We start from the raw sequence: 12822 nt of genomic DNA on the forward strand, positions 1-12822 counted from the left end.
AGTGCCCCCGGACCGCCTGCTTCGCGCAGGCGGTTTTTTCTTGTCCGCGAGGCGCGGCGCGACGCCCGGAAAAGTTGCCTTTGCAACCAACGAGTGGCGTGCAATAGGTGTTGTTGCGGCATCGCAACAACTGTGTTTTAGTCGGGTTTCCGGTGACATTTCGAAGTGCCGCTGCGCGGGCAGGGCACGGTGTCGCCGTCACTCCGGTTTGAGGCAACACATGGCCCCTCGCAATCGCCAAGGCGGCTTTGACCCCGGTCTGTACGACCCCAACGACGAGCGCGATGCCTGCGGCTTCGGCATGATCGCGCAACTCGACGACCAGCCCTCGCGGGCTCTGGTCGATACCGCCATCGCCGCGCTGTCGCGCATGACCCATCGTGGCGGCGTCGCCGCCGACGGGCTGACCGGCGACGGCTGCGGCCTGCTGATCCGCAAACCGGACGCGTTCCTCCGTGCGCTCGCCGCCGAAGCCAGCATCGCCCTGGGCGCGCGCTTCGCTGCGGGCCTGGTGTTCCTGCCCCACGACGAGGCGCAGGCCGCGCAGTGCCGCGCCACCCTGGAAGCCGAGCTGTTCCGTACCGGCGTCGCCGTGAAAGGCTGGCGCGTGCCGCCGACCAACGATGCCGTCTGCGGACAACTGGCCAAGGACACCCTGCCCCGCATCGAACAGCTGTATGTCGAAGCGGGCGCCGACCAGAACGACGACGCTTTCTCGCTGGCCCTGTTCCTCGCCCGTCGCCGCAGCGAACAGCAGCTGCGCAAGAGCGTGCCGGATTTCTACGTGGTGACGCTGTCGCCGCACGCCATCGGCTACAAGGGCATGGTGCTGCCGGACAAGCTGGCGGTGTTCTATCCGGACCTGCAGCGTACCGAACTGGCCAGCAGCGCGGTGGTCTTCCACCAGCGCTTCTCCACCAACACGCTGCCGCGCTGGCCGCTGGCGCATCCGTTCCGCCTGCTGGCGCACAACGGCGAGATCAACACCATCGAGGGCAACCGCCGCTGGGCGCAGGCGCGCAGCAAGGTGTGGAAGACGCCGCGCTTCGACATCGGCGAGTTCGACCCCGTCATCTCGATGCACGGCTCCGATTCGCAGAGCCTGGACAACATGCTGGAACTGCTGGTCGCCGGTGGCATGGAGCTGATCCAGGCGCTGCGCATCCTGGTGCCGCCGGCCACCCAGTCGCTGGAATTCAAGGACGCCGACCTCGCTGCGTTCTACGAGTTCTACGGCCTCAATACCGAGCCGTGGGACGGCCCGGCCGGCATCGTCTCGATGGACGCGCGCTACGCGGCGTGCACGCTCGACCGCAACGGCCTGCGCCCCGCGCGCTGGATGCTCACCAGCGACCGTCATTTCATCGTCGCCAGCGAAGCCGGCGTGTGGGAAGTGCCCGCCGAACGCGTGACCCGCAAGGGCAAGCTCGGCCCGGGCGAGATGATGGCCATCGACCTCAAGCGCGGCGACCTGCTGGACAGCGAAGCAGTGGACCGCATCAATCGCGGCCGCGCCCCGTACAAGCAGTGGCTGCACCAGGGCGTCACCTACCTGCAGACCGAACTGATCGATCCGTCGCTGACCGACGCACCGTTCGACGAAAAGACGCTGCGCGGCTACCACAAGCTGTTCCAGCTCACCGACGAAGAAGTGGAACAGGTACTGCGCCCGCTCGCGGAGACCGAGCAGGAAGCCACCGGCTCGATGGGCGACGACACCCCGATGGCGGTGCTGAGCCGGCAGACGCGGCCGCTGTACGACTATTTCCGCCAGGCGTTCGCGCAGGTGACCAACCCGCCGATCGATCCGCTGCGCGAAGACTGCGTGATGTCGCTGACCACCCAGCTCGGCAAGGAGACCAACATCTTCCATGCCGGCCCGGAGACGGTGCACCACATCATCCTCAATTCGCCGGTACTGTCGCAGCGCAAGCTGCGCCAGATCGTGAAGATGGCGCCGTACGACCAGAAGCATCGCTACATCGACCTGTCGTACGACCCGGCGGAAGGCGTCAAGGCCGCCATCGAACGTATCAGCACGGAAGTGGCGCAGGCCGCGCGCGAAGGCATGGTGATGGTGGTGCTGAGCGACCGCCGTCCGCAGCAGGGCCGGCCGATGGTGCACGCGCTGCTGGCCACGGGCGCGGTGCACCACCACCTGTGCCGCGAAGGCCTGCGCTGCGACGTCAACCTGATCGTCGAGACCGGCACCGCGCGCGATCCGCACCACATCGCCTGCCTGATCGGCGTCGGCGCCACCGCCGTGTATCCCTACCTCGCCTACCAGACCCTGTTCGACCTGGGCCGGCGCGGCATCCTGCAGATCAAGAAAGGCGGCGAGCAGGCGCAGATCGGCCGCAGCTACCGCAAGGGCATCTACAAGGGCCTGTCGAAGATCATCTCGAAGATGGGCATCTGCACGATCAGCAGCTATCGCGGCGCGCAGCTGTTCGAGATCGTCGGGCTGGATGCCGACGTCGTGGACCTGTGCTTCGCCGAAACGCCCGCGCGCATCGGCGGCGTCGGCTTCGAGCGGCTCGACATCGAGGCCCGCCAACTGGAAGCACGCGCCTGGAACGACCGCGAATCGCCGGAAATCGGGGGCCTGCTGAAGTACGTGCACGGTGGCGAGTACCACATGTACAACCCCGACGTGGTGATGACGCTGCAGCGCGCGGCGCGCACCGGCGATACCCGCGACTGGCAGGCCTACGCCGACGTGGTGAACTCGCGCCCGCCGTCCGCGCTGCGCGACCTGCTGCAGTTGAAGAAGGCCGACACGCCGACGCCCCTCGACGAGGTCGCCGATGCCACCGACCTGCTGCGCCGCTTCGACACCGCGGCAATCTCGCTGGGCGCGCTGTCGCCGGAGGCGCACGAGGCGCTCGCCATCGCGATGAACCGCCTGGGCGGACGCAGCAACTCCGGCGAAGGCGGCGAAGACCCGGTGCGCTACGGCACCGAGAAGCGCAGCAAGATCAAGCAGGTCGCTTCCGGCCGCTTCGGCGTGACGCCGGAGTACCTGGTCAACGCCGAAGTCCTGCAGATCAAGGTGGCGCAGGGCGCCAAACCCGGCGAAGGCGGCCAGCTGCCCGGTCACAAGGTCAACGAACTGATCGCGCGCTTGCGCTACGCGAAGCCGGGCATCGGCCTGATCTCGCCGCCCCCGCACCACGACATCTATTCCATCGAAGATCTCGCCCAGCTGATCTTCGACCTCAAGCAGGTCAACCCGACCGCGCTGGTGTCGGTGAAGCTGGTGTCGCACGCAGGCGTGGGTACGATTGCCGCCGGCGTGGTGAAGGCCGGCGCGGACCTCATCACGATTTCCGGCCATGACGGCGGTACGGGCGCCAGCCCGGTCAGTTCCATCCGCTACGCCGGCGTGCCGTGGGAGCTCGGCGTGGCCGAGGCGCACCACGCGCTGGTGGTCAACCAGCTGCGCGACCGCACCGTGCTGCAGACCGATGGTGGCCTGAAGACCGGTCTGGACGTGGTCAAGGCCGCGCTGCTGGGTGCCGACAGCTTCGGCTTCGGCACCGGCCCGATGATCGTGCTGGGCTGCAAGTACCTGCGCATCTGCCACCTCAACAACTGCGCCACCGGCGTGGCCACGCAGGACGAGCGCCTGCGCTCGCAGTACTTCACCGGCCTGCCCGAGCGCGTGGAGAACTTCTTCCGCCTGCTGTCCGAAGAAGTGCGGCAGTGGCTGTCGTACCTGGGCGCGCGCTCGCTGGACGAAATCGTCGGCCGCACCGACCTGCTGCAGCAGATCGACGTGTCGCCCCGCCAGGGTGTCAACATCGACTTGTCACGCCTGCTCAAGCATGCGCAGTTCGACAGCAACAGCTGTGCGGCGCAGCGCCTGTACGAATCGCCCGACAGCCTGGCCACGCAGCTGGATGGCCTGCTGGCCGAACCGATCCGGAAGAAGACCGGCGGCGACCACCGCTTCCTGATCCACAACACCGACCGCAGCATCGGCACTCGGTTGTCCGGCACCATCGCCCGCGTGCACGGCAATCACGGCATGGCCGACGCGCCGTTGAACCTGCGCTTCCGCGGCACCGCGGGGCAGAGTTTCGGCGCCTTCAACGCCGGTGGCCTGCTGATGGAACTGGAAGGCGAAGCCAACGACTACGTGGGCAAGGGCATGGCCGGCGGGCGGCTGGTCGTGCGTCCGCCGCGTGGCGCGCGCTTCGAGGCACGCAACACGCCGATCATCGGCAACACCTGCCTGTATGGCGCCACGGGCGGCGAACTGTTCGCGGCTGGACGCGCAGGCGAGCGCTTCGGCGTACGCAACTCCGGCGCGCTGGCGGTGATCGAAGGCGCCGGCGACCACTGCTGCGAGTACATGACCGACGGCATCGTGCTGGTGCTGGGCAAGGTGGGCCTGAACTTCGGCGCGGGCTTCACCGGGGGCCTGGCCTACGTGCTGGACCTGGACCGCGATTTCGTCGACCGCTACAACCATGAGCTGATCGACATCCACCGCATCAGTCCGGAAGGCTTCGAAAGCCATCGCCAGCACCTGCACACGCTGATCAGCCGCCACCGCGAACTGACCGGCAGCATCTGGGCGCAACAGATCCTCGACGAGTTCCGCGACTACGTGGGCAAGTTCTGGCTGGTGAAGCCGAAGGCGGCGAGCATCGACTCGTTGAACGAGACCTTGCGGAGGGCTGCGTGATGCGCCCCGGACCGTCATTCCGGCGAACGCCGGAATCCATTTTGATCTTGCCTCCGAAGATGGCCGCGCGAGGCAAGCTGGATCCCAGCGTTAGCTGGGATGACGGCAGAAATCTATTGATGAAGAGCCGCACCCCATGAGCAAGAAGCAGGTATTCCAGTTCCTCGACCTGCCGCGCACGATGCCGCAGCGGATTCCGCTGGAACTGCGCACGGGCGGCGACTGGGGCGAGCTGTACGGCAAGTTCGGCAAGGAGGAAGCCCAGTACCAGGCGGGCCGTTGCCTGGACTGCGGCAATCCGTATTGCAGCTGGAAGTGCCCGGTGCACAACGCCATCCCGCAATGGCTGCAGCTGCTGCAGGAGAACCGCATCGAGGAAGCGGCCGAGCTGTGCCATTCCACCAATCCCCTGCCTGAAGTCTGTGGCCGCGTGTGTCCACAGGACCGTCTTTGCGAAGGCAGCTGCACGCTGGAGGAATTCGGCGCGGTCACCATCGGTGCGGCGGAGAAGTACATCGTCGACACCGCGCTGGCGAATGGCTGGCGCCCGGACCTGAGCGACGTGAAGCCGACCGGCAAGCGCGTGGCCGTGATCGGCGCCGGGCCTGCGGGGCTGGGGTGCGCCGACCGTCTCGCACGCGCCGGCATCCACGCCGTGGTGTACGACCGCTACGAACAGATCGGCGGTCTGCTGCAGTTCGGCATCCCCAGCTTCAAACTGGACAAGAGCGTCATCGCGCAGCGCCGCGAGGTGCTGGAAGGCATGGGCGTCGAATTCCGGCTGGGCGTTGACGTGGGCCGCGACGTGACGCTGGCGCAATTGCTGGACGAGTACGACGCCGTCTTCCTGGGCACCGGCGCCTATCGCTACACCGATGGCGGGTTGCCGGGACAGGATCTGGAAGGCGTGCTGCCTGCCCTGCCCTTCCTGGTGCAGAACGGCCGCATCGTCGGTGGCAGCGATCCGTGGGGTCGCCCGATCGCGGGCTGGGAAGACAAGCTGGCGTTGCCCGACCTGCACGGCAAGCGCGTGGTAGTGCTGGGTGGCGGCGACACCGGCATGGACTGCGTGCGCAGTGCAATCCGCCTGGGCGCAGCCAAGGTCACCTGCGCATATCGCCGCGATGAAGCGAACATGCCCGGCTCCGCACGCGAAGTGGCGAATGCGCGCGAGGAAGGCGTGCGCTTCCTGTTCAACCGCCAGCCGCTGGGCGTCGTGGCCGGCGACGACGGCACGGTGGCCGGCGTGCAGGTCGTCGAGACGAAACTCGGCGAGCCGGACGAACGCGGGCGCCAGAGCGCGGTGCCGATCGAAGGCAGCGAGTCGGTGCTGGAGGCCGACGTGGTGATCATCGCGTTCGGCTTCTCGCCCAGCGTGCCGGCGTGGCTGGCCGAACAGGGCGTGGAAGGGACGCCGAACGGGCGCATCGTGGTCGGCGGCGGCGAGCGCCTTCCTTTCCAGACGACGAATCCGAAGCTGTTCGCTGGCGGTGATGCGGTGCGTGGCGCGGACCTGGTGGTCACGGCCGTGGCCGAGGGCCGCGATGCCGCGGCAAGCATCGCGACGTTGTTGCTGGCATAGCGCGCGGGTGGCGCGGGCCCACCTCGCCACTTGGTAAACCCTGCCGTGCAGGGTGATTGCGATGGCGGGCTAGAGCCCGCCCTACGCTAGACTCGCGGCTCACCTCCCACACGATCCGACCATGCGCCTGGGCCTGGCTGCCAACCGCCTGCATCACCACACCGAAGATGCCGCGCTGTTCCGCTGGCTGCGCGCCAGCGAAGCCGGCATCCGCGAACTGCGGCTGGCCCTGCATGCGGTGGGTCGCACGCATGATGCGATCGCCGCCGCCGGCATGCTGCGGGGCTACGACGGCCTCAAGCGCTATCCGTACGGCCGCGATGGCGGATTGATGAAACTGGTGGCGGAAGTCGTCGGATTGGAAGGGGCGGAACGCAGTCTGGATGGTGCGATCTATTTCATCGATCCGGTCGATCCGTCCTCGATCTTCCCCGAGGCCACCGCGCTGAAGCGGCAGTGCGTCATCCACGGCAAACCGTTCCTCTCCACCGTGGCCTCGGCACGCGACTGGGTCGAGATGGAACGCATCCACGCCGGTTTCGCACCGGACCGCGGGGCGGACCGTTTCCATGCACTGGAAACGCAAACGTTGGCCCTGATCGCGCACGATGCGATGAAACCGCAGATGGTCGCGTTCGCCGACGACCATTTCGACGTGCTGTCGCGTTTCGCCCACCGCATGGCCACCGGCACCACCGGCCAGCAGCTCAACGAGCTGGCATGGAGCCGCGGCTGGCCGACGGACACGCCGTGGGTGGAGCGCTTCCAGAGCGGCCCGCTCGGCGGCGACGCGCAGATCGCCGACCGCGTGCTGGAACACCGCTGCCAGCGCGTGATCTTCTTCGAGAACCCGCACGTCGCACGCCAGCACGAGGCCGACATCCAGCTGCTGGAGCGCGCTGTCACCACCGTCACCGACGAGGCGGTCTGCACCACGTCGCTGGCCGTGGCGCGACGATGGTGTGAGGCGGTGAACAAGCGCCTGGCTCTTGCAGGAGCGACGTAAGTCGCGACCGCATGCCGTGGCGTCGCACGGCTCCCGCTATCGAGCGCGCCGGCAGAATGGTGGTAGTTTCATTTTCATGGTCGCGACTCACGTCGCCCCTACAGGGATAGCAATCGCGTATGACGGCCTCTCCACGCCACCTGCTCAAAGACCTCTCCCTCTCCGCCATCGCCGCCGGTTTCGTCACCGTGCTGGTCGGCTTCGCCAGCTCTGCCGTCATCGTGTTCCAGGCGGCCCAATCGCTGGGCGCGTCGCCGGCGCAGATCAGCTCCTGGATGTGGGCGCTCGGCCTGGGCATGGGCCTGACCTGCATCGGCCTGTCGTTGCGCTACCGCATGCCGGTGGTGACCGCATGGTCCACGCCGGGGGCCGCCATGCTGATCAGCAGCGCCGCGGGGCTGCCGCTGTCCGATGCCGTGGGCGCCTTCATGCTGTCGGCGTTGTTGATCTGCCTGGCGGGCTTCTCCGGCTTCTTCGAACGGATGATCAGCCGCATCCCGGTGTCGCTCGCATCCGGCATGCTGGCCGGCGTGCTGCTGCGCTTCGGCCTGGAGGCGTTCGGCGCGATGAAGACGCAGCTGGGCATGGTGCTGACGATGTTCGTCGTCTACCTGCTCGCGCGTCGCCTGCTGCCGCGCTATGCGGTGATCCTGACCCTGCTGGTCGGCATTGCCTTCGCCGCCGGGCTCGGATTGCTGCGCGTGAACGGGCTTGCGCTGGAACTGGCGAAGCCGATCTTCCTCGCACCCACCTTCTCCCTGGCTGCGGTTGTCGGCATCGCGCTCCCGTTGTTCATCGTGACGATGGCCTCCCAGAACGTGCCGGGCGTGGCGGTGATCCGCGCGTCGGGGTATCCGATCCCGATCTCGCCCGTCGTCGGCTGGACCGGCGTCGCCAACCTGCTGCTGGCACCGTTCGGCGCGTTCGCGTTGAACCTGGCGGCGATCACCGCCGCGATCTGCATGGGCCGCGAAGCGCATGAGGATGCGTCACGGCGCTACGTGGCCGCCATCGCCGCGGGCGTGTTCTACGTCATCGTCGGCCTGTTCGGTGCCACGGTGGCGGCGCTGTTCGCCGCGTTCCCGAAGGAACTGATCCTGGCCATCGCCGGCATCGCGCTGCTGGGCACCATCGGCAACAGTCTTGCGGCCGCGCTGCGCGAGGAGTCCGATCGCGAACCCGCGCTGGTCACCTTCCTGGTGACCGCCTCCGGGCTGTCGCTGGCCGGCATCGGATCCGCCTTCTGGGGGCTGGTCGCAGGCGTGGTCACGTTGCTCGTGTGGCGGCGCGCATAGCGGCCACTCTGCGTTCGCACGCCACTCATGCAGGTGAAAGCGGCGTGGAGCGTTCAGTTTGAAGCCATGGAATTCACCTCTGGGTGATGCGGGCGTGGGCAGCATCGCCGCTACACCCTTGCAGGAGAATCCCATGCAGACCACCCGCCACCGCCTGTTGACCCTGGCCACGCTCGCCGCCCTTTCCGGTGCCGCCTTTGCGCAGGCGCCGGCCCCCACCGCCGGCAAGGATGCGTTGAAGGAGCCGCAGGTGCGCGCGCTGCTGACCGAGAAGGGCTACACCAACATCGACGATCTCGATTTCGAAGACGGCCAGTGGGAGACCGATGCCACCAGCGCCAACGGTGACCGCGTGGATGTACGCGTGAACCCCGCCAGTGGCGACGTGGTCGCCGAGAAACTGGTATCCAACCTCAGCGAGAACGACGTGAAGGCGAAGCTGACAGCCGCCGGCTACTCCAAGATCCACGATGTGGATTTCGATGACGGCGTGTGGAAGGCCGAGGCCGAACGCGCCGACGGCAACGATGTGGAGATCCATCTGGCCGCCAACACCGGCGAGATCATCCACGTCGAAAACGACTGACCCCCCGGTCTGCGTCGTCCCCTACAGGAAAGCCGCCCCCGGGCGGCTTTCCTTTTTCGTCACGGGGCGGCTGCGGGCGTTCGCGAGGGCCGCGCGAAGCGCCAGCCCACCAGCCAGCCGACGGCCAGCAGCAGCGCCGCCAGCAGCCACGGCGCGCCGGGCAGGTGCGCGGGCGCCTGCTTGCCGATGAACAACGCGAACGTGCCGGCGAACATCATCGGGCCGACGATGCCGGCCAGGCTCACCAGGCTCATCAACGCCCCCTGGATGCGACCCTGCACGTCGGCACCCACCTGTTGCGTAATCAGCGCCTGCGTGGCCGGACCCGCGAGGCCCCACAGCGCACTGATCGGCAATCCGACCAGGAACATCCAGCCGACGTCCGCGACCCCGTAGATGAAGAAGCCGACCACGCCACAGGCCAGGCCGAACAGCAACGTGCGGCGCTCACCGAACTTCGGCACCACGCGCCCCACCAGGCCGGCCTGCACGATCACGCTGAACACGCCCACCGCGGCCAGCACCCAACTGACCTGGCGCTCGCTCCAGCGGTATTGGTATTCCGCGAACAGCACGAACACGCTCGGATAGACGTAGTGCGCCAGGTTGGCGATCAGCACTACGGCAGCCAATCCGAACACCTGCGGGTAGCGCTTCAGCAGCACCATCGATCCCACCGGGTTGGCGTGCGCCCAGTCGAATGTCGCGGTGCGCTTCTCCTTCGGCAAGGATTCCGGCAGCACGAAGAAGCCGTACAGGAAATTCAGCAGCGCCAGTCCTGCCGCGAACCAGAACGGCAGGCGCAGGTCGATGGCACCCAGCTCGCCACCGATGATCGGGCCGATGATGAAACCGACACCGAACGCGGCGCCGATCATGCCGAAGGCCTTCGCGCGCCCTTCCGGCGGCGTGATGTCGGCGATGTAGGCATTGGCCGTAGTGAAACTGGCCGAGAACACGCCCGAGAAGATGCGCGCCACCAGCAACCACGGCAGCGACTGCGCGAGCGCCATCAGGATGAAATCGATGCCCAGCCCCAGGCACGAAAGCAGGATCACCGGTCGACGGCCGAAGCGGTCGGAGAGCGTTCCCTGGATCGGCGTGCAGACGAACTGGATGGCCGCGAACAGCATGCCGAACACGCCCACCCACCACGCCGCCTGTGCGAAGTCGCCGCCGGTGAACTGCCGGACCAGGCCGGGCAGCACGGGAATGATCACGCCGAACGACAGCACGTCGATCAGCACGGTGATGAAGATGAAGATCAGCGCGGCGCGGCGGCCGGGTTGTGCGTGCGATTCGGCGTTCACGGGAGCGAGACGGGCGGAAGGGTGCGCAAGTGTAGGCCATGCCACGCTCCATGGCCGCACCTGCAGGAGCGACGTGAGTCGCGACCGCGAGCCTTGCGCGAACGAAGATCGACGGGCCGCAGGAATCGTGCCTGCCGTCAAAAGAAGTTGCCGCGGACGGTCCGCGGTCGCGACTCACGTCGCTCCTACAACGAGCCTGCCGAGATCACGTGGCTCAGCCGGTGGCGCTGCCCGGGATCCAGTTCGATGGCGTCCTCGCCGGCATTCGCGGGTTCCAGGCAGACAAAGTTCCGCCAACCATCGTCGGGCAGATCGGCGATGTCGCGTGCACCGGCTTCACCCGGATTCCACACCACCAGCGACCGGCTGCCGAACGTGTCCAGGCGGATGCGCCTGCTTGCCGCCGGGTCGAGGAGATCGAAGCGGTGGCCGGTGCCGGCGTAGATGCGGTCGCTGCGGCCGGGATCGCGCGGGTCGTGCAGCGACCAGGCGCCGGATTGCACGTGCGTGTCGCCGTCGTACTTGTCCGCGTAGCGCAGGCCATCGAGACCGGTGACCTGGACCCGGGTGGCGTCCGCCACGCGGAAATAGGTGTGCAGCGCCTGCGTCAATCGATACGGTGCGTCGCCACGATGCAGGGTATCGATGCTCTGCCGCAGCTCACGGCCGACATGCACCGACATCTGGAGTTCCAGCGGCACGCCATCGCGCACCGGCAAGGCGAGCTTGAGTACCACACTGCCATCGCCTTCGCGCCGCACGTCGGTCAGCGGCCAGCGCGAGATGCGTGCATGGCCGTGCTGGGGTGCGTCATCCGGCTGCCCCTGCCGTCCGAAGTACGGCCAGCACACCGGCACCCCGCCGCGGATCGCCTTGGGTGGCATCGCGGTGATCGGCGACACCCACAGCAGGTCGTCGAATCCGTCCGGCTCGAACGACACGACCTGTCCACCGTGCAGGCTCAGGCGCGCGATGGAGAATGGCGTGTCCACCCGCAACACATCCAGGCCCTGCCAGACCTCGCGGGTAACGCCTTCGGGCAGTGCACTCACGGGATGACGGACTCCGGCAGCGTTACGGGCGGCCCTTCCGCCCGCAGGGCGGCGAGTATCTTCGCGCCGGCACGACCGTCTGCAGGCTGCAGACCGAGACGTTGCTGCTCCAGGACGATGGCGCGTCGGGTCTGCGTACCGATCATGCCATCGGCCGTTCCGATCGCGTGGCCACGCGCCAGCAACAAGGTCTGCAGTGCGCGTCGCTCCGGACGTCCGAGGCCCGGATCATCCGTCGGCCACGCGGCGACCAGCCCCGCGCCGCCACGCAGGCGGTCGGCCAGCAGCGCGATCGCCAGCGCGTAGCTCTCCGCGGCGTTGTAGGAATAGATCGCATCGTAGTTCTTGAACACGAGGAAGGCGGGGCCGCCGATGCCGGTCGGCACCAGCACGGCCGCGGCGCGATCATCCGCCGGCAACGGCTGGCCATCGACGCGGGCGATGCCTTGCGTCACCCACTCGGTCAGTGGCCTGCGGTTCGTGCGTCCGGCCTGGGCAAAGTCGAAGCCGGCGGGCAGCTTCACTTCGTAACCCCAGGGTTCGCCCGTGCGCCAGCCGGACTTCACCAGGTAATTCGCTGTCGAGGCCAAGGCGTCGGGAATGCTGTCGATGAGATTGCGGCGGCCGTCGGCATCGAAATCCACGGCAATGCGTTCGTAGGTGCTGGGCATGAACTGCGTATGCCCGAACGCGCCCGCCCACGAGCCGGTCAATCCATCGGCGCGCACGTCGCCAGCCTGCAACAGCTTCAACGTGGTCAGGAATTCGCCGCGGAAGAATGCCTGGCGCCGCCCGAAGCACGACAGCGTGGACAGCGATACCAGCAGCGGCCGCTTGCCGAACACGCGGCCGTAGTCGCTCTCCACGCCCCACACGGCGACGACGGTGGCGGCATCGACCCCGTAGGCAGTCGCCACGCGCTCCAGCAGTTCGCGGTGCGTCGCCAGCATCGTTGTTCCATCCGCCACGCGCTGCTCATCGACCAATGCCGCCAGGTAGTCCCACAGCGGTGTGGTGAACTCCGGCTGCGCATCCAGCAGATCCAGCACGCTCATGTCGGCAGCCAGCTGTTGCGCATGGGTGTCGAAGGTGGTCGTGGTGATGCCCTGCTTCTCGGCAACGCCGCGCAGGCTGGCCATGCAGGCGGTGAATGCCGGGTCGGCGGCGACCGGCGGGGTGACCGGTGGAGTGGCCGGTGGTGTCTGCGCTGCCACAGGGGCCGCGACCATCAACGCCAGCCAGAGAACGGATGCATGCGAGGTCATGACGGCCTCCCTGGCCTTCGGGGGAGCGATCAC

General features: G+C 67.6%; 8 protein-coding genes. 5 read left to right on the top strand and 3 right to left on the bottom strand.

The annotated features are described in order from the left end of the window. Positions 1-220 precede the first annotated feature (220 nt). The 5 genes from gltB (at position 221) to WBN46_RS18130 (ending at position 9162) form a co-directional block, all read left to right on the top strand. Positions 221-4693, top strand: a complete 4473-nt coding sequence (gene gltB / locus WBN46_RS18110) for a glutamate synthase large subunit (protein ID WP_337732799.1) — start codon at positions 221-223, stop codon at positions 4691-4693. A gap of 136 nt (positions 4694-4829) precedes the next feature. After that, positions 4830-6275 (top strand): FAD-dependent oxidoreductase, encoded by a 1446-nt coding sequence (locus tag WBN46_RS18115; RefSeq protein ID WP_337732800.1) that lies wholly within the window; start codon positions 4830-4832, stop codon positions 6273-6275. A gap of 121 nt (positions 6276-6396) precedes the next feature. Continuing rightward, positions 6397-7281, top strand: a complete 885-nt coding sequence (locus tag WBN46_RS18120; RefSeq protein WP_337732801.1) for a methylglyoxal synthase — start codon at positions 6397-6399, stop codon at positions 7279-7281. Between the two features lie 119 nt (positions 7282-7400). Further along, a complete protein-coding gene (locus tag WBN46_RS18125; protein WP_337732802.1) occupies positions 7401-8576 on the top strand; it encodes a benzoate/H(+) symporter BenE family transporter in 1176 nt (391 codons plus the stop codon). 133 nt (positions 8577-8709) lie between these two features. Next, the gene (locus tag WBN46_RS18130) at positions 8710-9162 is read left to right on the top strand and encodes a PepSY domain-containing protein (protein ID WP_192203032.1); all 453 of its coding nucleotides are present in this window, start codon (positions 8710-8712) and stop codon (positions 9160-9162) included. A gap of 59 nt (positions 9163-9221) precedes the next feature. On the opposite strand, the gene WBN46_RS18135 is transcribed toward WBN46_RS18130, so the two are convergent. From WBN46_RS18135 to WBN46_RS18145, 3 genes are all read right to left on the bottom strand, one after another. Next, entirely contained in the window at positions 9222-10472 is a 1251-nt protein-coding gene (locus WBN46_RS18135) for a TCR/Tet family MFS transporter (protein WP_337732803.1), read from the bottom strand. A 185-nt stretch (positions 10473-10657) separates the two neighbouring features. Further along, positions 10658-11524 (bottom strand): D-hexose-6-phosphate mutarotase, encoded by an 867-nt coding sequence (locus tag WBN46_RS18140; RefSeq protein WP_337732804.1) that lies wholly within the window; start codon positions 11522-11524, stop codon positions 10658-10660. After that, complete coding sequence (locus WBN46_RS18145; RefSeq protein ID WP_337732922.1) at positions 11521-12753, bottom strand: lytic murein transglycosylase; 1233 nt, start codon at positions 12751-12753, stop codon at positions 11521-11523. The genes WBN46_RS18140 and WBN46_RS18145 overlap by 4 nt, the downstream gene beginning before the upstream one ends. Positions 12754-12822 lie beyond the last annotated feature (69 nt).

The organism is Pseudoxanthomonas sp. CCNWLW251 (genome assembly GCF_037402255.1).
Taxonomy (GTDB): domain Bacteria; phylum Pseudomonadota; class Gammaproteobacteria; order Xanthomonadales; family Xanthomonadaceae; genus Pseudoxanthomonas_A.